This window comes from Ruegeria atlantica, assembly GCF_013032455.1.
Lineage (GTDB): Bacteria > Pseudomonadota > Alphaproteobacteria > Rhodobacterales > Rhodobacteraceae > Ruegeria > Ruegeria atlantica_B.
Window position 1 is genome coordinate 276,755 of record NZ_WQCF01000003.1, and the last position, 20,226, is coordinate 296,980.

A 20,226-nucleotide genomic window follows, 5' to 3' on the forward strand; every position below is an offset into this window, starting at 1 on the left:
CGCAAATTCGGCTTGGTCGGGGACATAACAAAATCGTAGGTCAGGGTCAAATGAAGTCCCGTTAAGGTTGGAGTAGACCTGATCGCTTCTGTTTTTTCGCAACAATTCATACACTTCTGGGGAAGTGTTTCCCAAGCTTTTCATCCAGATACAGTGGCCGATGTCGGATCTGGTCGTGCTGCTCCAATTGAGCGCGTACTTTGGGGTCTGCGCCGCTGATCTCATCATAAAAACGGCGCAGGCCTTCCATGCCACCCTCGGCTTCGATCCAGCTGAGCAATTCGTTCTTGTTCATCCCCCCGCGTTCGCGCGGAACGTTTGGGGACATACCGGGCTGGTAAGAACCGTGTTCCATCCTGAACCGATAATGGGCCAGCCAATGGTCCCAGTCCGGGGCGTGGCGATGGCACAGTTCGGTACCGGGAAGCTCGGCTTTACAAGGCAGAATAGCGCCGTTTTGAAAAAGGTTATGAATCCGGAAACTGACTTTTGGCAATCCAGTACGCACCAACAGTTTCCCCTGAACATGGCTGAAAAAACCCCCCAGAACAAAAGCACCATAATTCGGGTATAGCACCTGCAACAAGCCGTCACGCTCCGGCCCAGCCGGGATATAGGCCTTGTACAAATCGTCGTCGCCGGTCATCGCCTCGATCGGGCGGACCCTTACGCCAGGAATGTGATCGGGGACCTCGGCAAGCAACTGGGTAATCGGGCGGTTTGGCCACAGAAACTCATCCACGTCGATATGGGCTAGCCAATCCTCGCTGGCCTTTCGATAGGTAAATGTGGCGTTCGCGGTTTGACGGGTTTGGTGTCGTTCCGGCCGCGTGCGCTTGCGATTGGCCCAGAACCCGTTATCGCAATTGCGGACTTCGATCTTTGGGTGCTGGTTCAGCGCGTTAAAGGCCGTGGGGTTGGGTTCGTCCAGAAAAATGTGCATCCGGTCGACCCCAAGGTCGAGGTGATAGGCGGCGAACCGCAGAATATCCGGGGCTGTGCCCCGGACAGTCGAAACAATTCCCCAGGTCGGCTTATGCGCCATTTGCGGCCCTCGGGCCGGTCACGTCATCATTTCCTTGGTGGCCGTCAGGGTAAGCTCGGGATAGTCGCGAACCACCCGATCAATGTCCCATTGCAGGCGGGTCAGGTAAACGATGTCGCCATCATGGTCATGGGCGATATGCTGCTTGTTGGCGTTGACGAATTTGTCTACTGCAACCTTGTCGCCGCTGACCCAACGGGCCGAGGTGAACTGAGACGCCTCGAACCGCACGGGCAGGCCGTATTCCATCTCAATCCGGCTGGCGAGCACTTCGAACTGCAGCGCGCCGACAACGCCAACGATAAACCCCGACCCGATGGAGGGTTTGAACACCTTGGCGGCACCTTCCTCGGCGAATTGCATCAGGGCTTTCTCTAGATGCTTGGCCTTCATCGGATCACCGGCACGCACGCCTTGCAGCAGTTCAGGCGCAAATGACGGAATGCCGGTTACGCGCAATGCCTCACCTTCGGTCAACGTGTCGCCGATGCGCAGTTGGCCGTGGTTCGGGATGCCGATGATGTCGCCGGCCCAGGCTTCTTCTGCCAGTTCCCGGTCGGACGCCAAAAACAGCACGGGATTCGAGATCGCCATCGGCTTTTTCGAACGCACATGAGTCAGCTTCATGCCGCGCTTGAAATGGCCCGAGGCCATGCGAACAAATGCCACACGGTCGCGGTGCTTGGGATCCATGTTGGCCTGTACCTTGAAGACGAAGCCCGCGACTTTCTTTTCCTCAGGTGCGATCTGGCGCGGTTGCGCCGATTGCACTTGAGGCTGCGGGCCATAAGCGCCAATGCCCTCCATCAGTTCCTTGACGCCGAATGAGTTGATCGCCGAGCCGAACCAGATCGGGGTCATGTGACCTTCAAGCACCGCCTGCGGGTCGAGTGCGGGCAGCAACTCGCGCGCCATTTCGACCTCTTCCAGCAGTTTCTCTAGCAGATGCTCGGGCACGTGTTCGGCCAGTTTGGGGTCGTCCAGACCGTCGATCTGAATGCTTTCGGCGACCTTGTTGCGGTCGGCGCGGTCCATCAGTTCAAGCCGGTCACGCAGCATGTCATAGCAGCCGATGAAATCGCGGCCCACTCCTATGGGCCACGCGGCGGGGGTGACATCGATGGCCAACATCTCCTGAATTTCGTCGATGATCTCGAACGTGTCGCGGCTTTCGCGGTCCATCTTGTTACAGAAGGTCAGGATCGGCAGATCGCGCAGGCGGCAGACCTCGAACAGTTTCTGCGTCTGGCTTTCGACACCCTTTGCGCCGTCGATTACCATCACTGCGGCGTCAACCGCGGTAAGCGTGCGATAAGTATCTTCCGAGAAATCGCTGTGGCCGGGCGTATCCACCAGATTGAACCGGAAATTCCCATAGTCGAACGACATCGCCGAGGCGGAAACCGAGATACCGCGATCCTTCTCCATCTGCATAAAGTCCGACCGCGTGCGCCGCGCCTCACCCTTGGCGCGCACCTGTCCAGCCATCTGGATCGCGCCCCCGTACAGCAGAAACTTTTCAGTCAACGTCGTCTTGCCCGCATCCGGGTGCGAGATGATGGCGAATGTCCGGCGCCGGGCGATCTCGGGCGGCAATACGGGTTTGTTCGAGGCGGTATCAAGCATGCAGGCGCGTATAGGCGGGGAATCCTGCCGAAGCAAGACAAAGGGGCTAGTTCGAATCGTAGGGTTATGGCAATAAGAACATATAGTGAACAAATAATGGAGAAGATAAATGAATTTGAAAGAAATCGCTGACGAATTGGTAGCCGGATGCCGTGAAGATCGTGCCAAGGAGAATCTGGAAAAACTCTATGCCCCAGATGCCGTCTCGGTCGAGGCGCAAGACTTTATGGATATGGGCCGCGAAACCCACGGGATCGAAGCCATTCGTGGCAAGCATGAATGGTGGGAAGGGGCGCATGAGGTGTCGGGCGCATCAGTTAGCGATCCGTTCCCCCATGGTGACGACCGGTTTGCCGTGATCTTTGAGGTGCAAGGAAAGGTCAAGGAAACCGGCGAGAGTTTCGATATGCGCGAGGTGGGTATCTACCACGTGGCAAACGGAAAAATCGTGCGGGAAGAGTTCTTTTACTGACGCGTTTGAATTCTGGTCTTCTCTGTCTGGCCGGTGCTAGACATGCGGGCAAGGACAGATGGGGAGGATCGAATGGATCTGGGTATTCGCGGAAAGCGCGCGCTGGTATGCGCCAGCAGCAAGGGGCTGGGTTTGGGTTGTGCCGAAGCGCTGGCCGAGGCGGGCGTTGATCTGGTGATGAACGCGCGAGGGGCCGAAGTGCTGGAGGTCGAGGCGGCCCGTCTGCGCTCTGATTATGGAGTGGACGTTCAGACTGTAGCCTGCGATGTGACCGTTACGAGTGGTCAAGAAAAGTTGATTGATGCCGCGCAGGGCGTTGATATTCTTGTAACAAACGCCGGTGGGCCGCCGCCCGGATTGTGGTCGGACTGGGACCGTGAGGATTTCATCAAGGCGCTGGACGCAAACATGCTGACGCCGATTGCCTTAATGAAAGCGCTGCTGCCGGGGATGATGGATAAGGGATGGGGCCGTGTGGTGAATATCACCTCGCAATCCGTGCGTGCTCCGATCGCAGCCTTGGGCTTGTCGAATGCCGCGCGGACCGGGCTGACTGGCTACGTGGCAGGTACATCGCGCCAGGTTGCGCCATTTGGGGTGAATATCAACAACTTGTTGCCGGGCATTCACGACACTGATCGCGCATTGTCTCTGGATACGGGTGTGTCCGCGCAAAAGGGAATTACCATTGATGAGGCCCGTGCTGAGCGTTCTCAAACGATCCCTGCGCGACGTTATGGCACTCGGCAGGAATTCGGCGCGACTTGCGCTTTCCTGTGCTCGCAGCAGGCAGGTTTTATCGTTGGTCAGAATATCCTGATGGATGGCGGCGCGACCAATTTGACGATGTGATTATGGCGCAAGGGTTTTCGCTCAAGGATCAGTTGTTTAACGCAGAAAAGACCCGCTATTTGGCTGGCTTGTTTGCCGCGGCAGATCCGTCTTTTAATGCCGAGGCTTTTCAGTCACGGGTCACGGCGCGTCTGTTGGATCTTGAGCTGAAAGAGCGCATGGCCTGGATCGCCGAGTGCCTGCAACAGGCCGTACCCGGTGATTTACCGGACGTGGCACCTGTTATCCTGAAGGCGCTGCCGCCACCGCTGGACCCGAGCAAATCAGATGATGATTTCGGTGATTTCATATTCGCGCCTCTGGGTGACTGGGTTGTAACTGTAGGGTTGGATCACCCCGAATTGGCGTTGGATGTGCTTGAGGAACTAACTCAGAGGTTCTCAATGGAGTGGGCCATTCGTCCGTTCCTCAACCAACACCAGGATCAGGTGTTGGTGCGGATGGAGCATTGGTGCCAGCATGACAGCTATCACGTGCGACGACTGGTCAGCGAAGGCACGCGCCCGCGTTTACCTTGGGGGCAGGCGGTTGGGTTGGGCTTAACCGACCCGCTGCCCTTGCTGGACCGGCTACACGGTGATCCTACGCGCTATGTAACGCGGTCGGTTGCGAACCATCTAAACGACATATCCAAGAAATACCCGGAGCTTGTGCTGGACCGATTGCAAGAATGGTCGCGGGCTGATCAACAGGCGGCGGACGAATTGCGCTGGATGACCTCTCATACCCTTCGGGGATTGGTAAAATCAGGACATCCGGGTGCGATGAAGATGTTGGGATATGATCCAGATGCTGAGATCGCGGCCACTGCACAGGTAATTGGCACGGCGCGGATCGGTGGGGCGTTGGAGTTCGAAGTCACGCTGAATGGCAAAGGAGACCAACCAGTGTTGGTCGACTATATTATTCATTTTCAAAGGCCTGGTGGGAAAACCTCGGCCAAGGTTCACAAGCTTAAGCAGACTGCATTGCGCGATGGAACGCTAAATCTAAGCAAGAAACACAAGCTCAAGGGCAATGCGACCACTTTTAAATTGGTCCCCGGGGCGCATAGGCTTGAGATACAGGTGAACGGCCAAGTGCGCGCGGCCGCTGATTTCGATTTGCTGGATTAGAACCTCACGCTTTCGTCAAAATTCATCCAACCGGATTGCGTAGGCAGTGGCGCTGCATTAGCTGCATTTCAGCCAATTGGAAAAGGATCGCTACGATGAAGCATGAGTCCGTGCAGAACTACTATGGTGAAGTACTGCAGAGCAGTTCGGATTTGCAGACCAACGCGTGCTGCACTCCCGATGACATGCCGGATCATCTTAAGAGCATCTTGTCCAAAGTGCATGACGATGTACTTGCGCGCTATTACGGTTGCGGCTTGATTGCGCCGCTGGACCTTGAGGGGATGAGCATTCTTGATCTGGGCTGCGGAGCTGGGCGCGATGTCTATGCTCTCTCCGCGATGGTGGGCGAAAAGGGTCGCGTGGTTGGGGTTGATATGACGCCGGAGCAATTGGACGTCGCCCGCGCGCATCAGGATTATCACGCGCAGGCCTTTGGTCACGCGGCCAGTAATGTGGAATTCCATCACGGTTATATCGAGAAACTGGATGACTTAGACCTAGAACCGGGGTCCTTTGACATCATCGTCTCGAATTGTGTGATCAATCTGGCCACTGACAAAGAGGCCGTCCTGCGTGGCGCGTATCGTTTGTTGAAAGAGGGTGGCGAGATGTATTTCTCGGACGTTTATGCCGACCGTCGCGTGCCTCAGGCGATGAGTGAGGATGAGGTGCTGTATGGCGAGTGCTTGTCGGGTGCGCTGTATTGGAATGATTTCCTGTCGATCTCGCGCAAGGCGGGCTTTGGCGATCCGCGTCGTGTGACGCACCGTCCGCTGACCATCGAGAACCCGGTGCTGGAGGAGCGGGTCGCACCGCTGAAGTTCCTCTCGGCGACCTATCGGTTGTTCAAACTGCCCGAACTGGAACCTGCTTGCGAGGAGTATGGTCAGGCAGTGATCTACAAGGGCACCATTCCCAACGCACCGCATCTGTTTGAGTTAGACGACCATCACGCGATTGAAACCGGCAAGGTCTTTCCGGTTTGCGGCAACACCTGGATGATGCTGAAAGACACCCGTTTTGCGCGGCATTTTGACTTCATCGGAGATTTCTCGACCCATTACGGCATCTTTGAAGGCTGCGGTGGCGAAAGTCCGTTTGAGGCCGCAGGCGAGCCTGCTTCGGGAGGGTGTTGCTGATCCCTTGCGCCTGACGGGCGAGGTTGTTATCCCCGCCTAAGTCCGATGATTTTCATCGGGAAAAGGCAACGGGGTCCATCGGTGACAGTAGACGCAACTCCTCCTCGTCTGGAAATTCGCAATCTGATCGCCCGGTACGAGGGGCGTGTAGTTGTCGATAACGTCTCACTGACCGTGCAGGCGGGGCAGGTAACCTGTCTGCTTGGGCCGTCGGGCTGCGGAAAGTCGACCACGCTGCGTATGATCGCCGGGGTCGAGATGCAGGAATCCGGTGAGATTTATGTTGATGGCAAGCTGATCTGCGACACGGTGTTTAGGGTGCCGCCCGAACGTCGTGAGATTGGTCTGATGTTTCAGGACTTTGCCCTGTTTCCCCACCTGAGTGTTGCCGACAACGTCGCTTTTGGTTTGAAGGGGCACAAGGAAGAAAAGCGCGCCCGCGTTGATGAGCTGCTGCGCAAGGTCGATCTGATCCACTTCATTGATAAGTTTCCGCATCACCTGTCAGGTGGCGAACAGCAACGTGTGGCGCTGGCTCGCGCACTGGCTCCGCGCCCGCGGATCATGCTGATGGACGAACCGTTCTCGGGCCTCGACAACCGCTTGCGCGACGGGATCAGGGACGAAACGCTGGCGATCCTCAAGGAAGAGGACGCCGCCGTGGTGCTGGTAACACATGAGCCCGAAGAGGCGATGCGAATGGCGGACGAGATCGCCCTGATGCGGCGCGGCAAGATCGTGCAGCAGGGTGCGCCGTATAACGTCTATACCCGACCGGCTGATAAAGCGGCCGTGGCATTTTTCAGCGATATCAATGTTTTAAAGTCGCAAGTTAATGGGGCGTTGGCGGATACGCCCTTTGGTCAGTTTCTGGCACCCGGTGTCCCGAACGGAACGGATGTCGAGATCGTGTTCCGGCCACAGCACGTGCGTCTGGACTTTGACCGCAGCGGCAAAGGTCCGCTGCCCACTGCCACAGATGGTGTGGCGGCGCGTGGCGTGGTGGAGCGCGCGCGATTTCTGGGAAATGAAAGCCTGATCGAATTCCGAATGGACCATGATGGCTCGATCTTGAAGGCCACGGTGCCGAATGTGTTTGTTCCGGGGCCGGGGCGGGTCATGTGGCTGACGGTCCGCCGCAATCGGTGTTTTGTTTTCCCGGTTTAGGACCCGAAAGTCACAATTTTGGGTCAAGTGGTGCGCGAAAGCCTCAGATTGCGCGTGGCTCCGCTTGCCGTGGCGCAGGGCCGGGTCTATCAAGGTCAAAACGCAGCGGTGGACGGGGCATATGCGTATTCTTTTAACCAATGATGATGGCATCAACGCACCGGGCCTGATTGTCTTAGAGGGTATCGCGGTCGAACTGGCCGGACCTGACGGAGAGGTCTGGGTGGTCGCGCCTGCGTTTGAGCAATCCGGCGTTGGCCATTGCATCAGCTACACCCATCCGATGATGGTCGCCAAACTGGGCGAGCGTCGCTTTGCTGCCGAAGGTTCTCCGGCTGATTGTGTGCTGGCTGGTCTGCACGATGTTATGAAAGATGCGCCGCCCGATCTGGTGCTGTCCGGAGTGAACCGGGGCAATAACTCGGCAGAAAATACACTCTATTCCGGCACCGTTGGCGGTGCGATGGAGGCCGCGTTGCAGGGCATTCCGGCCATTGCACTATCGCAGTATTTTGGACCTCGTAATCTTGGTCTGGACGATCCTTTCGAGGCCGCAACCCGCTTTGGCGCTGATCTGGTGCGGAAAATTCTGGACGCGACACCGACTGAGCAAGGCGATTACCGGCTGTTTTACAACGTGAACTTCCCGCCCGTTCCTGCTGATGAAGTGCTGGGTACACGGATCGCGCCGCAGGGGTATCGCCGTGATACGCATTTCTCGGTCGAGCCGCACAGCTCACCTTCTGGGCGACGGTTCCTGTGGATCAAAGGCGGGTATCAGCACAATCCAACTGCGCCGGGCACCGATGCGGCGGTTAATCTGGCTGGCTATATTTCGGTCACGCCGATGCGGGCGGATCTGACAGCGCATGACACGCTGGAGGCGCTGAAGGCAATCGAATGAACGGACTGAACCCCGAAACCACCATGCAGTTCCTGTTTGCCCTGCGGTCCCGTGGGGTGACAGATGCGCGCGTTCTGGCCGCGATGGAACAAATCGACCGTGGCCGCTTTGTCAAAGGTCTGTTCGCCGAACGCGCCTATGAGGACACGCCGCTGCCGATTGCCTGCGGGCAAACAATCAGCCAACCCTCGGTCGTTGGGCTGATGACGCAGGCGCTTGAGGTGCGACCACGGGATACAGTGTTGGAGGTAGGTACTGGCTCGGGCTATCAGGCTGCGATCCTGTCCAAGCTTGCGCGCCGGGTCTACACGGTTGAACGCCACAAGCGGCTTGTGCGGGAAACCGGCCAGTTGTTCCGCGACATGGGGCTGACCAATGTCACCGCGATGCTTTCGGATGGGTCATTCGGTCTGCCCGAACAGGCACCGTTTGATCGTATCATTGTGACGGCTGCTGCCGAGGATCCGCCCGGGCCGCTCTTGGCGCAGCTTAAAATCGGCGGTATCATGGTTCTGCCGGTGGGACAGTCGGATGCGGTTCAAACCTTGATCCGGGTCAGACGAACAGAGACCGGCTTGGACTATGACGAATTGTTACCCGTTCGTTTTGTGCCTTTGTTAGAAGGTATTGGCAGGGACGGGGCTTAAAAGAATATTCTGCAACACGCGCCGGAACCCCGGAAAACACGGGCAGGCGATGAGGACAGTAAGATGAGAGCAGTTTCCAAATCAGCGATACTTCGCTGCGCGACAAGTGCGGCGGCTTTGGCGATTCTGGTCGGGTGCGAAGGCCCACTGGATTATGACTTGCGTGGGGAAGTCGGCGGATTTTCGACCGCCGATGCCGCGCGAGCGGTGACCACAAATCGGCCCGCTCCAGACGCGCGAGGCGTCATTACCTATCCTAACTATCAGGTGGCTGTCGCGCGCCGGGGTGACACGGTCAATGACCTGGCTGCCCGTGTTGGCTTGCCAGTGGTCGAACTCGCCCGTTTTAACGGGTTGCAAGCCACGGACCGATTGCGTGAAGGGGAAGTGATCGCCTTGCCGCGCACGGTCCCTTCGGCCAGCGGGGTGGATATCGCCACCATAGCCGGAACTGCGATTGATGAGGCTCCGGCTGATGGGTCGGTGCGGACTTCAACGCTGGAACCTGCGCAACCTGCAGCCGCTGCGGCTCCGGCGCCCACGCCACCGGGCCCGGAACCGATCCGGCACAAGGTTAAACGGGGTGAAACAGCATACACCATCGCGCGGCTTTACGATGTGCCGGTTGATGCTTTGGCCGATTGGAACGGGTTGGGGCCTGATTTCACGGTGCGCGAAGACCAATTCCTGTTGATCCCGATTAAGAATCAACCTGCGCCGCAACAGGCCGCTGTTCCGGCCACCAATGTCACGCAGCCGGGGCAGGGCTCTCCTACACCGACACCGCCCAGTGCGACGCAACCGCTGCCGGACGAAGTGATCGCCCCTGCCACGCCTGTTCCGGACGTGACGGCTGAGGCCCCTACCAATCAAAGCAACTCGGCTCTTGGTTTGCCGGTCACGGGAACAATCATTCGGACCTATGAAAAGGGCAAGAACGAAGGCATAGACATCGCGGCTGCTCCGGGCGCTGCCGTAAAGGCGGCTGAGGCAGGAACAGTTGCGGCGATCACCGCAGATGCGGATCAGGTGCCGATCATCGTGGTTAAGCACAACAGTGATCTGCTCACCGTCTACGCAAATGTCGATAAAGCCACCGTCAAGAAAGGCGATCGGGTGCGTCGAGGAGAACAAATTGCCTCTCTGCGCAGTGGTGACAATGCCTATGTCCATTTCGAAGTACGCAAAGGGTTCGAATCTGTTGACCCAGAGCCCTATCTGAAGTGACGGGAATGGCCCTGTGCGGGCCATGCCTCCGGCGGGGATATTTTTGGCCAGATGAAGCGGGCGGATCAGGCGTGCGGGTCGTAGTCGCTGAGCCGTTTTCCGGGCTCATCGGCAAAGATCTCGGGCAGGGGTGAGACGGCTTCGATCAGGTCTATGCGGAATACGCGGAAGCCGTGGCGCAACTCGCACCACGCGGTCAAAGTCCAGACCCGCCCCCAATATTCCATATGTAATGGACGGATCGTGCGGTCTGTTAGCACCCCATCAATGCGACGGTAGGACAGGTGCAGTTTCTGTCGGGATTTGATCGCTGCGCGGATCGGGGCCATATAGGCCAATCCACGTGCCGCGTCTGCGAACGGGTAAACCGCGAATTTCCAAGTGTCCGCCTCGGCCACGACTTGCGTGGGCAGCACGGCGTCAATCTTATCAGCGAGCGTTTCAGCGGCGGCTTTGAGGTCGGGATCGGCTGCTTCGGCCACGATGGCCATACCGAGGTTCAGCGCTTCTAGTTCTGCGGGTGTCAGGTTCAGCGGAGGCAGGGTGATTTGTTCGCGGACCATGTAGCCCACACCGCGCTCACCCTCGACCGGGACGCCAGAGGCAGCCAGCGTGTCCATGTCGCGATATATCGTGCGGACCGAAACCTCGAGACGATCCGCAATGTCCTGCGCGCGGTGCAGTTTCCCGTCGCGCAGGATTTGGATGATATCGAATAGGCGGTCAGTGCGGCGCATGACACCCCGCCCGAACCGCGTCTAAGCGGTCATGTTCCATAGTACATTCTCATGGCGCATCTGAATGCTGCTGGGCTCGATCGCAGCCATTAACCCAGCGCAGAAATCCTGCTGTGGAAATTGCGCGGCGGCGTCCTTTGCGGCCTTCATATCGGTCCAGATGACGTAATCGGTCCAACGACCATCCTCGCCTTGGCTTAGTTGCCGATGAGCAAATCCAGGTGCCGAGCGGACAAACGCCTCGGAGGCCTGGCTGAGTTTCACAAATTCCTCCGGTGTGGTGTCGTTGGCGAGGGTGAAGGTGACGATTTCTGCAACATGGGTCATTTGAGTCTCCGTTGACCAGGTTTCGATGCGTTCTACCTAGCCACCTACAACTGACATAAACCTGTCAGTTGGAAATTGCGAGTCCGCAAAAAATGCGTGAAGGCGGTAAATTTGCTCCCGGATTTGACCTGCCTCACTTTTGTGATCGGGAATGTGGGCGTAAACACTGGGCCAGATCATATTCCCGGCGTGCTGCGCCGACGTACAAGGAGAAGAGACATGCTTAACAATATCGGCCTTCCCGGTCTTCTGCTGATCGCAGTTGTGGTGCTGGTGCTGTTTGGACGCGGCAAAATCAGCTCGTTGATGGGCGAAGTGGGCAAAGGCATCACATCGTTCAAGAAGGGCGTCAAGGAAGGCGCGGACGAACTAGAGCAGGACGCAGCCGAAGTGGCAAAAGACGTCACGCCCGAGACCGACAAAGACAAGGCCTAAGACCAGATGTTTGATCTTGGCTGGACCGAACTTCTGGTCATCGGCATTGTCGCCCTGATCGTTGTGGGGCCAAAGGACCTGCCGGTGTTGTTCCGCAATGTCGGCCGCTTTGTCGGCAAGGCACGCGGTATGGCGCGCGAGTTCAGCAGCGCCATGAATGAGGCCGCAGATCAGGCGGGGGTGAACGAGATCAAGAAGGGTCTTGATGCGGCTGCAAATCCTGTGGGCAGTGCCATGGATGGCGTGAAAGAAGCCGCGCAGGAAATGGCCCGAAGCATGGACCCGACCAAGTTCGACCCCGACAGCGAAACCGGCAAGCTGGCCGCTGAACGGGCCGAGCAAGCCAAGAAGATTCAGGCATCGGCTGCCCGTGCCGCTGCCGGGCGGAAAGCTAAGGAAGCTGCCGAAGCACTAACCAAAGCTGAAGAGGCCGAGGCCGCGCTGAAGACTGAAAGCAAAACATGACCAACACCGACGAGATCGAGGACAGCTCGGCCCCATTGATCGAGCATCTGGCGGAATTACGCACGCGGTTGATACACTGCGTTGTGGCGTTTCTGGTCGGGATGATCATTTGTTTCACCGTGGCCACGCCGCTGTTCAACTTTTTGACCAACCCCCTGTGCGAGGTTCTGGCTGAGCGCGGGCAGGATTGCGACCTGATCTTCATCTCTCCGCAGGAAGGGTTCTTTGTCGCCATCAAGGTCTCGTTGCTGGGCGGGTTCATTCTGGCCTTTCCGTATATCGGGATGCAGATGTGGCGGTTTGTAGCGCCTGGGCTGTATCGGTCGGAAAAGAACGCGTTCCTGCCCTTTATGCTGGCGTCACCTTTCATGTTCCTGCTGGGCGCAAGCTTTGCGTTCTATGTGGTCACACCGCTGGCCTATGACTTCTTTCTGGGCTTCCAACAGTTCGGCGCTGAGGGCGAGGCAGTAACCGAGGGCGCAACCGCAGCCCCGCTAAGCGTGGTGTTCCAAGGTTCGGCACAGGAATATCTGAATCTGACAATCAAGTTTGTCGTAGCATTTGGCCTGTGCTTCCAACTGCCCGTCTTGCTGACCCTGATGGGCAAGGCCGGGCTGGTTTCGGCCGAAGGGCTGGGCTCGGTGCGCAAATATGCTGTGGTTGCCATTCTGGTGCTTGCTGCATTGGTCACACCACCGGATGTGATCACTCAGGTAATCCTGTTTGTGGTTGTGTATGGGCTCTACGAAGTGTCGATCTTCCTCGTGGGTCGCGTCGAGAAAAAGCGCGAGGCGCAACTGCGCGCCGATGGTTACTACGACGATGAAGAAGAAGCGGATGAAGAGATCGTCCGTGAAGAAGACGCCAAGTAATCTGCTGAACTTCAGAAGACAGGCGCGCCTAAATTAGGCGCGCCTTTTTCGTTGCAAGACCTTGTTGCGCGAGGCGGAACATGGTTTGAAACCGCCAAGACACGACCGGAGGCCTCAATGGACGACCAAGCCCTGAACCGTATCGCAGATGCGCTGGAACGTATGGCTCCGGCACCTCTGGCCGCACCCGATTTCAGCGCGGCCCCGGCGTTTGTATGGCATGTCGAACCCGACCGCCTTGAGCCGGTGACAAAGGTTAATCGCGTCGATCTGGACCTGCTGTTGGGCATCAACCGCTCGCGCGATACTCTACTAGACAACACGCGGCGCTTCGCGGCTGGGTACAAGGCGAATAACGCGCTGCTCTGGGGTGCGCGGGGCATGGGGAAATCCAGCCTGGTCAAAGCGGTCCACGGTACCCTGCAATCCGACTGTCCCGACCTGAAACTGGTCGAACTTCAGCGCGAGGATATGGGCTCGGTCGCGCGCCTGCTGAACCATCTGCGGGCTGCACCGCATCGGTTCATCCTATTCTGCGATGACCTGTCCTTCAGCCACGATGACCAGCACTATAAATCGCTTAAGGCGGTGCTTGATGGCGGCATAGAAGGCCGACCGGAAAATGTGGTGTTCTACGCCACGTCGAACCGCCGCCACCTGATGCCGCGGGACATGATCGAAAACGAACGCTCTAGTGCCATCAACCCGTCCGAGGCGGTTGAGGAAAAGGTCTCGCTATCCGACCGATTCGGCTTGTGGCTGGGCTTCCATCCCTGCGATCAGGACGAGTACCTTGCCATGATCGACCGTTATTGCGCGGCCTATGGAGTCTCGGTCGACGCCGACACCCTGCGGGCCGAAGCGATTGAATGGCAGGCGACGCGCGGCGCGCGCTCGGGTCGTGTGGCGTGGCAATTCTTCGTCGATCTGGCCGGGCGAACTGGTGTTCATATCGCCTGATCCGCCTGCTTCATCTGGCCAAAAATATCCCCGCCGGAGGCATGGCCCAAAGGGCCATTCCTTATAGCAATGCCAGGATTCGAGCAGCCTCATCCGTTGTGCTGGTCAACGCATCACGATCTTCCCCAGGATGGAACCGTGCACGTACAGCAGTTGGCATCGGTGCGGGCTCGACAATTGTCACACGCGGGCCGGTGCGTTCGGTTTCAAGTGCCCAGCTGCGTGCCAAGGCCATCTGAGCCGCTTTGGTCGCGCCATAAATCCCGTAAAATTTCTCACCGGCTTTGGGGTCGTCAAAAAACACTGCGTGACCGCTCTCACCCAGCAGGGGCGCGATATAGGGAATCAAAACCGATGTTGCGGTCGCGTTCGTATTGACCGCTTTGGTCCATTCCTTCGGGTCAATAAAATGCGTGGGCGTCAGGGCCGATGTGTGAACAGCCGTGTGTAGCCACAGGTCCACTTTACCCCAGCGGTCGTAAATACCACGGCACAGAGTCGCCATTGCATTCGGATCGGCGATGTCCATTGGCGCCAGAGTGGCCGCACCGCCCTTGGCTTGAATACGGTCGTCCAGTTCTTCCAACCCGCCAGTGGTGCGGGCAACAGCGACAATGTGGTATTCAGGTGCCAGCGCCTCGGCAAGTGCAGCGCCCAACCCGCGGGAGGCCCCGGTAACAAGGGCAATTTTGGTCTGATCGGTCATGACAGCGGTTTGAACCCCTGCGCGCAGGGCGTCAAGCCAGTTTAACTGCCAGGGATGGTGATCCGCTTGGTCTGGCCGCTTTGTCGCAGCATCACGCCTTCGGCATCAATTGCAACTACGGTGCCCGAGGACACGCGACTGCCCAGCTTGACCTCTTTCACGCGTCCCGAGGACATGCGCATCAAGGCCCGCATGTCCGATTTCGGGCCAAATACCCCCAGAACGGACAAAGAGCTTTTGTTCAGCGCGCCCTTTTGTGTGGCCGCACTTTTGACGGTGGCGTTTGACATGCATTCCTGTCCAGCCGCAGCGGCCCGACCCCTTGTTTTATGTGGTTGGCAGCCTGCGGGCTACCAAACCGGATCAAGAAGGAAAAGCCTGATTGGGTTTTCGTCATCCCATGGGATTCTGCACCCTGGCGAAGCCCTTGCGATTGCAATTTCTTCACCGATGGGTTGCAGCGGAAATCTTCCTAGGCAACCCTGTTGTCAGATGAAAAAGGCCCGCATCGCTTCTGCGAAACGGGCCGGATGAAAGGTTGATTCGGGTTAATCTCTAGCCCGAAGCAAGCTTCGCGCTGTTCCAAGAACCACCGGGAACCTGCATATCCTCGCGCTTCTTACTTACGCGGCTGCTGTTTTCCAGATTGTCCAAATAGTCACCACTGACGCTGCCGGTGATGTAATTACCGTCAAAGCAGGAACAGTCGAAGGCTTCGATCTCGGGGTTGCCTTCCTTGGCAGCCCAAATCAGATCCTCGAGGTTCTGGTAGAACAGTGCATCGGCACCAAGTTCCTGTCGAATTTCTTCGATCTCTTTGCCGTTGGCTATCAGCTCATGCTTGGTTGGCATATCAATGCCATAGACATTGGGGAATTTCACTGGTGGTGAGGCGCTGGCGACATAGACTTTCTTGGCACCAGCCTCGCGGCACATCTGCACGATCTTCTTGATCGTGTTGCCCCGGACGATCGAGTCGTCGATCAACAGAACATTGTGGCCTTTGAACTCTAGCGGAACGGCGTTCAGCTTGCGGCGTACGGACTTCTGACGCTCTGCCTGACCGGGCATGATAAAGGTCCGACCGACATAGCGGTTCTTGACCAGGCCTTCGCGGTAGGGGATGCCGGTCGCCTTGGCAACCTCAAGCGCCACGGGGCGGGCGCTGTCGGGCACGGGAATGATGCGGTCAATATCAAGACCGGCGGCCTCAATCTGACGCGCCAGCGTCTGGCCCATGCGCATCTGTGTTTTGTAAACCGAGACACCGTCCAACAGCGAGTCCGGTCGTGCGAGGTAGACATATTCAAAAATGCACGGTGTCAGTTGGCCTTCGACCGCCTGGAATGTGTGCATGTTGCCATCCAGATCAATCAGGATCGCTTCGCCGGGCTTCAAATCGCGCAGCTTTTCAAAGCCATTGATGCCAAAGGCCACATCTTCGGAGGCAAAGGCATAATCGTCGCCTGCACCGTCGACATCGCGCTTGGCAATAGACAGGGGGCGGATGCCGTACGGGTCGCGGAAGGCCAGCATGCCAACTCCAGCGACCAGACAGATCACCGAATAGGCACCCTGAACGCGCTCCATCGTCATCTTTACGCCGGCAAAGATATTGCGGATCGGCTCGCCATTACCGTTCACCTTGATCGCGTCCGCCACTTTGTCGGCCAGTACATTCAGCATGATCTCGGAATCCGAGGTGGTGCGCAGGTGGCGGCTGTATTTGGCGGTGACTTTCTCACGCTGTTCAGCCGTGTTGGTGAGGTTGCCGTTGTGGACCAGATAGATGCCATAAGGCGCATTCACGAAAAAGGGTTGCGCCTCAGCGGCGCTGAGTGACCCTGCCGTGGGATAACGGACATGACCCATGCCGACCTGGCCCATCAGGGTCTCGGCATCCTGTGCGTTGAACACGTCCTTGACCAGGCCATTGGCTTTTTTCTCACGGAAGAATTCGCCGTTATAGGTGACGATGCCCGAGGCGTCCTGGCCCCGGTGCTGCAGCATCAGCAGACCGTCATAGATTTCCGCAAAGACATCATGTGTCCGGCTTGCGATCCCCAATATCCCACACATTTACGGGCTCCAATTTCTATGACGTTATCGAGTGGCGGTGTTGATCTGAATGTCTGCATGGATGAACCTGTGAGCAGCCGTGCCAATGCGGCCGATGGTGCAAACGCGCCGTCGTCCCGAGGGCAGGCGCGAAAGAAAACAGGTACAGCAAGATCGGTGGCTCCGATTCCATGTCAGTTCGGCCTCCACATAATGCCTAATTCCGCCTGTGTCATCAGAGGATCACAATTGTTGGTTATGGCGCGCGGATTTTGCCGGGCAGAGTATCAAAAGGTGACATGCGTGTAGTCTTGTGCTGTCATGCTGAGAGTTATTCAGTTTTAGCGGTATTCGGAATGCGATTGGGGCTGAGGCATGTGGGAACACAAGCAAGGAAAAAATAAGGAAGAGCCCGTCAAACGGCGGTGCCACCGGTGCCGTGGCATGGGGCGCGCGCCTTGTCAGATATGCAACGGGGCAGGAGAAGTCATCAAAAGCAGGGATGTTTTTGGCAAACCAGTTTTCGGGCGCTGCGATGGGTGTTTTGGTCTCAAAAACATCAGGTGTACGGCCTGCGCAGGTGAGGGCTTTGTCTGACAGGACGTCGATAATAGGCTGTTTAAAAAATGCCCGGTCAAAGCCGGGCATTTTTTTATTCGGTTGTTGTTGGGGCCGTTGGCTCTTCCGAGGCTTCGGTTTCGGTTTCAGACCCAGCACCGCAGCTTGCAACCAGTTCTTCGTATTGTTGTGTTACCCAGCCCAATGCTTCTTCAGGGTTCTGTTCCTCGATCTTGTCGCTGAACTGTTCAAACACTTTGGCCGAGCGGCTTTCATCGACTATCGTATAGGACTGGCCGGTCATCACAGTGTCATAGACAAAGAACGCAATGGCGACCAAAAGGATGCCGCGCGCAATACCGAAGAAAAATCCAAGCGCCTGATCCAGACCGCCGATGGCCGACCGCTGTACGATCGACGAAAACAATGGCGTGAAGATGCTGACCACAATCAGCGCAACCGCAAAGACGGCGGCAAAACCGGTGATCACTGACAGCTCACAGCTGTCACGCAGGAAATCCCCGACCACTGGTATTTCTTTTATCAATGGAACTGCTTGCGGCGCAAAAATGAAGGCCAGAACAGCTGCTGCGACCCAGCCTGCGATGGCCAAAACCTCACGTAAAAAGCCGCGCGAATAGGCCAACAGGCCTGACACGACGATGATCAGGGCAACCACCCCGTCGATTAATGTAAAACCTTCCATGGCCCTCGCCTGTAATTTTATCTGCCCCTCAAGGCGTTACCTTAACCTGCTCCGAAGGTTTCGCCAACAAACCCCACCAAATCAGAGGGTCGGGTGAGTGACAGACCTGCCACAGTACCGGTTTTGCCACCCGCCGGAGCTATTGCGGATGTGAAACCAAGTTTTTGGGCTTCTTTCAACCTGTTTTCGGTCTGCGGGGCAGGTCTAAGTGCCCCGGATAGCGAGATTTCCCCGAAAACCACGGTATCGGCGGGCAATGCGGTATCTTCGCGCGCGCTGAGCAGAGCGGCGGCAACAGCAAGGTCGGCTGCGGGTTCGCTGACTTTCAACCCTCCGGCAACATTCAGGTAAACGTCGAGCCCTGCGAAGGGGATACCGCAGCGCGCTTCGAGAACCGCGAGGATCATCGCAAGCCGTCCGCTGTCCCATCCAACGACAGTGCGACGGGGCTGAGAATGCGGGGACGGAGCGACCAAAGCTTGCAATTCCACCAGCACAGGCCGCGTGCCTTCAATCCCGGCAAATACGGCTGACCCCGGACTGGGCTTGCCACGTTCTGAAAGAAACAAGGCCGACGGGTTCGTGACCTGCGCCAACCCTTTTCCAGTCATCTCGAATACGCCAATTTCATCAGCCGGGCCAAAGCGGTTTTTCACGGCGCGAAGAATGCGGAATTGGTGGCCGCGCTCGCCTTCGAAGTAAAGCACAGTATCAACCATGTGTTCGACCACACGCGGGCCGGCTATCTGGCCTTCCTTGGTGACATGCCCAACCATGATGATCGAGACACCGTGGCGTTTGGCAAAGGTGGTCAGTTCATGTGCGGCAGCCCGCACCTGACTGACCGAGCCGGGGGCGCTGTCCACGTTGTCCGCCCACATAGTCTGAATCGAGTCGATTATGGCGAGCCCAGGCTTTTCGGCCTCCAGCGTTGTCAGGATATTGCGCAGATTGGTTTCGGCGGCTAGTTGGACCGGGGCGTCTTCGAGCCCTAGTCGGCGCGCGCGCATGCGGACTTGTGCGCTGGCTTCCTCGCCAGAGACGTAGATGGTTTTGACACCCGCGCGCGAAAAGCGCGCAGCGGCCTGCAACAACAGTGTGGATTTGCCGATGCCGGGGTCTCCGCCCACCAGCAAGGCCGAGGCGGGCACGAGGCCGCCGCCCAGAACGCGGTCCAGTTCCTCAACCCCGCAGAGGGTGCGGGGCGGGGGTGTTTCCTCGGTGGACAGGTCCGTGAGCGTGATGGACTGGCCGCGTTTACCACCAAGGGATTTTTTGGCGGGGCCTGCCGAAAGGGGAACGTCCTGCGTGATCGTGTTCCACTCACCGCATGCGTCACAGCGCCCGGACCAGCGCGAATGCGACGCGCCACAGGCCGAGCAGGAGAAAGTCGTCTTTGCCATGCGGCCTTGGTGCCCGAGGATGGGCGCTTCTTCAAGCCCTTGCAGGGCTTTCATCTCCGCCGGAAGGGCGCTGCGTCCTCAGACCCAATGGGTCATCATCCGCAGCGGGCGCTAATGCGCCTACTCCGCAGCGCGAGGGGGTGGTGACATTGCAACTACACTGGATGCCTTAGATGTGCTGTCTTTCGGGAGGGATTGCAGTTGTGCCGAAAGCTCGGGCAGCAGTTCAAACAATTCATCCCGCAAGCGGCTGAGTTGGGATTTGGCGATGGATTCCTCGATCTCCACATCTCGCGTCCACTGGCGAAGTTCATTCTGGATCACCTGAGCTTCTTCGAGCCGTTTCTGGAACAACTCGATCTCTTCCTGTCGCTGCTGCAAGAAGGTGCGGGCTCGGCTGACCCGATCATCGCCGTAAGTCTCGGCCAGTTCCTGGCTGATCTGGCTCATCTGTGCGGCCAGTTCAAGGATCTCGGGTTCCAGCGACTGCAGGTTGGGATGCTGGCGCAGAAACGCCATACGCTCTTTGACGCCGTCGAACTCGGAGGACATCATGAACAGCCCCTCGCGGTCAGCGGCATGGGCCATTTGGTAGGCCGCGGTGACATCGTGCATGGTCAGTGTGAACTTGCGATGGTTGTTTTCCAACGCCATCATTCGTGCGTTGGCAGGCAGATAAAACGCCAGCATGAGAATCAGGGCGGTCAATCCGATCTGGATAAACATCCCGGCATCCATGATCGCTCCGTCACCGAATCCGGCCTGCATTGAGAGCCAGGGCAACACACCTAATGCGGATAAA

At 57.7% G+C, this 20,226-nt stretch carries 22 protein-coding genes; 12 read left to right on the forward strand and 10 right to left on the reverse strand.

All coding sequences use genetic code 11. The features are described 5' to 3' along the window. Positions 1 to 106 precede the first annotated feature (106 nt). Positions 107 to 1,045 carry a glycosyltransferase family 2 protein gene (locus GOW93_RS08255; protein ID WP_170383025.1) on the reverse strand — a complete coding sequence of 313 codons (939 nt, stop codon included), beginning with the start codon at positions 1,043 to 1,045 and terminating at the stop codon, positions 107 to 109. An 18-nt stretch (positions 1,046 to 1,063) separates the two neighbouring features. After that, positions 1,064 to 2,671 (reverse strand): peptide chain release factor 3, encoded by a 1,608-nt coding sequence (locus GOW93_RS08260; RefSeq protein ID WP_170383027.1) that lies wholly within the window; start codon positions 2,669 to 2,671, stop codon positions 1,064 to 1,066. A 109-nt stretch (positions 2,672 to 2,780) separates the two neighbouring features. Here GOW93_RS08260 and GOW93_RS08265 point away from each other — a divergent pair, with 109 nt between their 5' ends. The 8 genes from GOW93_RS08265 to GOW93_RS08300 all read left to right on the forward strand — a co-directional run bounded on the left by GOW93_RS08265 (position 2,781) and on the right by GOW93_RS08300 (position 10,197). Further along, complete coding sequence (locus tag GOW93_RS08265) at positions 2,781 to 3,143, forward strand: nuclear transport factor 2 family protein (protein ID WP_170383029.1); 363 nt, start codon at positions 2,781 to 2,783, stop codon at positions 3,141 to 3,143. A gap of 72 nt (positions 3,144 to 3,215) precedes the next feature. Continuing rightward, complete coding sequence (locus GOW93_RS08270) at positions 3,216 to 3,995, forward strand: SDR family oxidoreductase (RefSeq protein ID WP_170383030.1); 780 nt, start codon at positions 3,216 to 3,218, stop codon at positions 3,993 to 3,995. A gap of 2 nt (positions 3,996 to 3,997) precedes the next feature. After that, entirely contained in the window at positions 3,998 to 5,110 is a 1,113-nt protein-coding gene (locus tag GOW93_RS08275; RefSeq protein ID WP_170383032.1) for a hypothetical protein, read from the forward strand. Between the two features lie 95 nt (positions 5,111 to 5,205). After that, on the forward strand, positions 5,206 to 6,252 hold the full coding sequence (locus tag GOW93_RS08280; RefSeq protein WP_170383034.1) for a methyltransferase domain-containing protein: 1,047 nt from the start codon (positions 5,206 to 5,208) through the stop codon (positions 6,250 to 6,252). Between the two features lie 45 nt (positions 6,253 to 6,297). Further along, positions 6,298 to 7,419, forward strand: coding sequence for an ABC transporter ATP-binding protein (locus GOW93_RS08285; RefSeq protein ID WP_170383036.1), 1,122 nt, complete (start codon positions 6,298 to 6,300; stop codon positions 7,417 to 7,419). 121 nt (positions 7,420 to 7,540) lie between these two features. Further along, a complete protein-coding gene (gene surE, locus GOW93_RS08290; RefSeq protein WP_170383038.1) occupies positions 7,541 to 8,323 on the forward strand; it encodes a 5'/3'-nucleotidase SurE in 783 nt (260 codons plus the stop codon). Continuing rightward, entirely contained in the window at positions 8,320 to 8,970 is a 651-nt protein-coding gene (locus tag GOW93_RS08295) for a protein-L-isoaspartate(D-aspartate) O-methyltransferase (protein ID WP_170383040.1), read from the forward strand. The genes surE and GOW93_RS08295 overlap by 4 nt, the downstream gene beginning before the upstream one ends. Before the next feature lie 63 nt (positions 8,971 to 9,033). Next, complete coding sequence (locus GOW93_RS08300) at positions 9,034 to 10,197, forward strand: LysM peptidoglycan-binding domain-containing M23 family metallopeptidase (RefSeq protein ID WP_170383042.1); 1,164 nt, start codon at positions 9,034 to 9,036, stop codon at positions 10,195 to 10,197. A gap of 65 nt (positions 10,198 to 10,262) precedes the next feature. Here GOW93_RS08300 and GOW93_RS08305 read toward each other — a convergent pair whose 3' ends face one another. Further along, positions 10,263 to 10,934 carry a helix-turn-helix transcriptional regulator gene (locus GOW93_RS08305; protein WP_170383044.1) on the reverse strand — a complete coding sequence of 224 codons (672 nt, stop codon included), beginning with the start codon at positions 10,932 to 10,934 and terminating at the stop codon, positions 10,263 to 10,265. Positions 10,935 to 10,955: 21 nt separating this feature from the next. Beyond that, positions 10,956 to 11,261 carry a hypothetical protein gene (locus GOW93_RS08310; RefSeq protein WP_170383046.1) on the reverse strand — a complete coding sequence of 102 codons (306 nt, stop codon included), beginning with the start codon at positions 11,259 to 11,261 and terminating at the stop codon, positions 10,956 to 10,958. Positions 11,262 to 11,480: 219 nt separating this feature from the next. On the opposite strand from GOW93_RS08310, the gene GOW93_RS08315 reads away from it, so the two are divergent. The 4 genes from GOW93_RS08315 (at position 11,481) to GOW93_RS08330 (ending at position 13,993) form a co-directional block, all read left to right on the forward strand. Continuing rightward, positions 11,481 to 11,696, forward strand: a complete 216-nt coding sequence (locus GOW93_RS08315) for a twin-arginine translocase TatA/TatE family subunit (RefSeq protein WP_170348913.1) — start codon at positions 11,481 to 11,483, stop codon at positions 11,694 to 11,696. 6 nt (positions 11,697 to 11,702) lie between these two features. Beyond that, positions 11,703 to 12,161 carry a Sec-independent protein translocase protein TatB gene (gene tatB, locus GOW93_RS08320; protein ID WP_170383048.1) on the forward strand — a complete coding sequence of 153 codons (459 nt, stop codon included), beginning with the start codon at positions 11,703 to 11,705 and terminating at the stop codon, positions 12,159 to 12,161. Then, a complete protein-coding gene (tatC, locus tag GOW93_RS08325) occupies positions 12,158 to 13,033 on the forward strand; it encodes a twin-arginine translocase subunit TatC (protein ID WP_170383050.1) in 876 nt (291 codons plus the stop codon). The genes tatB and tatC overlap by 4 nt, the downstream gene beginning before the upstream one ends. 117 nt (positions 13,034 to 13,150) lie before the next feature. Further along, a complete protein-coding gene (locus GOW93_RS08330; protein WP_170383052.1) occupies positions 13,151 to 13,993 on the forward strand; it encodes an ATP-binding protein in 843 nt (280 codons plus the stop codon). Between the two features lie 61 nt (positions 13,994 to 14,054). On the opposite strand, the gene GOW93_RS08335 is transcribed toward GOW93_RS08330, so the two are convergent. The 6 genes from GOW93_RS08335 to GOW93_RS08360 all read right to left on the reverse strand — a co-directional run bounded on the left by GOW93_RS08335 (position 14,055) and on the right by GOW93_RS08360 (position 20,192). Then, positions 14,055 to 14,699: an SDR family NAD(P)-dependent oxidoreductase gene (locus GOW93_RS08335; RefSeq protein WP_170383054.1), complete on the reverse strand. Its 645-nt coding sequence runs from the start codon at positions 14,697 to 14,699 to the stop codon at positions 14,055 to 14,057. 41 nt (positions 14,700 to 14,740) lie between these two features. Continuing rightward, a complete protein-coding gene (locus GOW93_RS08340; RefSeq protein WP_170383056.1) occupies positions 14,741 to 14,989 on the reverse strand; it encodes a hypothetical protein in 249 nt (82 codons plus the stop codon). Positions 14,990 to 15,254: 265 nt separating this feature from the next. Continuing rightward, entirely contained in the window at positions 15,255 to 16,778 is a 1,524-nt protein-coding gene (gene purF / locus GOW93_RS08345; protein ID WP_170383058.1) for an amidophosphoribosyltransferase, read from the reverse strand. 631 nt (positions 16,779 to 17,409) lie between these two features. Further along, positions 17,410 to 18,021, reverse strand: a complete 612-nt coding sequence (locus GOW93_RS08350) for a CvpA family protein (protein ID WP_170383059.1) — start codon at positions 18,019 to 18,021, stop codon at positions 17,410 to 17,412. 41 nt (positions 18,022 to 18,062) lie between these two features. After that, on the reverse strand, positions 18,063 to 19,424 hold the full coding sequence (radA, locus tag GOW93_RS08355; RefSeq protein WP_170383061.1) for a DNA repair protein RadA: 1,362 nt from the start codon (positions 19,422 to 19,424) through the stop codon (positions 18,063 to 18,065). Between the two features lie 120 nt (positions 19,425 to 19,544). Then, positions 19,545 to 20,192, reverse strand: a complete 648-nt coding sequence (locus tag GOW93_RS08360) for a DNA repair protein (RefSeq protein WP_254443493.1) — start codon at positions 20,190 to 20,192, stop codon at positions 19,545 to 19,547. Positions 20,193 to 20,226: the final 34 nt, after the last annotated feature.

Coding starts and splice junctions, on each gene's coding strand:
- GOW93_RS08300 (WP_170383042.1), top strand. CDS start 9,034: ATGAGAGCAGTTTCCAAATCAGCGATACTTCGCTGCGCGACAAGTGCG.
- GOW93_RS08305 (WP_170383044.1), bottom strand. CDS start 10,934: ATGCGCCGCACTGACCGCCTATTCGATATCATCCAAATCCTGCGCGAC.
- GOW93_RS08350 (WP_170383059.1), bottom strand. CDS start 18,021: ATGGAAGGTTTTACATTAATCGACGGGGTGGTTGCCCTGATCATCGTC.
- GOW93_RS08335 (WP_170383054.1), bottom strand. CDS start 14,699: ATGACCGATCAGACCAAAATTGCCCTTGTTACCGGGGCCTCCCGCGGG.
- tatB (WP_170383048.1), top strand. CDS start 11,703: ATGTTTGATCTTGGCTGGACCGAACTTCTGGTCATCGGCATTGTCGCC.
- GOW93_RS08260 (WP_170383027.1), bottom strand. CDS start 2,671: ATGCTTGATACCGCCTCGAACAAACCCGTATTGCCGCCCGAGATCGCC.
- GOW93_RS08310 (WP_170383046.1), bottom strand. CDS start 11,261: ATGACCCATGTTGCAGAAATCGTCACCTTCACCCTCGCCAACGACACC.
- purF (WP_170383058.1), bottom strand. CDS start 16,778: ATGTGTGGGATATTGGGGATCGCAAGCCGGACACATGATGTCTTTGCG.
- tatC (WP_170383050.1), top strand. CDS start 12,158: ATGACCAACACCGACGAGATCGAGGACAGCTCGGCCCCATTGATCGAG.
- GOW93_RS08285 (WP_170383036.1), top strand. CDS start 6,298: ATGATTTTCATCGGGAAAAGGCAACGGGGTCCATCGGTGACAGTAGAC.
- GOW93_RS08340 (WP_170383056.1), bottom strand. CDS start 14,989: ATGTCAAACGCCACCGTCAAAAGTGCGGCCACACAAAAGGGCGCGCTG.
- GOW93_RS08270 (WP_170383030.1), top strand. CDS start 3,216: ATGGATCTGGGTATTCGCGGAAAGCGCGCGCTGGTATGCGCCAGCAGC.
- GOW93_RS08265 (WP_170383029.1), top strand. CDS start 2,781: ATGAATTTGAAAGAAATCGCTGACGAATTGGTAGCCGGATGCCGTGAA.
- GOW93_RS08315 (WP_170348913.1), top strand. CDS start 11,481: ATGCTTAACAATATCGGCCTTCCCGGTCTTCTGCTGATCGCAGTTGTG.
- GOW93_RS08330 (WP_170383052.1), top strand. CDS start 13,151: ATGGACGACCAAGCCCTGAACCGTATCGCAGATGCGCTGGAACGTATG.
- GOW93_RS08280 (WP_170383034.1), top strand. CDS start 5,206: ATGAAGCATGAGTCCGTGCAGAACTACTATGGTGAAGTACTGCAGAGC.
- GOW93_RS08255 (WP_170383025.1), bottom strand. CDS start 1,045: ATGGCGCATAAGCCGACCTGGGGAATTGTTTCGACTGTCCGGGGCACA.
- GOW93_RS08275 (WP_170383032.1), top strand. CDS start 3,998: ATGGCGCAAGGGTTTTCGCTCAAGGATCAGTTGTTTAACGCAGAAAAG.
- radA (WP_170383061.1), bottom strand. CDS start 19,424: ATGGCAAAGACGACTTTCTCCTGCTCGGCCTGTGGCGCGTCGCATTCG.
- GOW93_RS08295 (WP_170383040.1), top strand. CDS start 8,320: ATGAACGGACTGAACCCCGAAACCACCATGCAGTTCCTGTTTGCCCTG.
- GOW93_RS08360 (WP_254443493.1), bottom strand. CDS start 20,192: ATGCAGGCCGGATTCGGTGACGGAGCGATCATGGATGCCGGGATGTTT.
- surE (WP_170383038.1), top strand. CDS start 7,541: ATGCGTATTCTTTTAACCAATGATGATGGCATCAACGCACCGGGCCTG.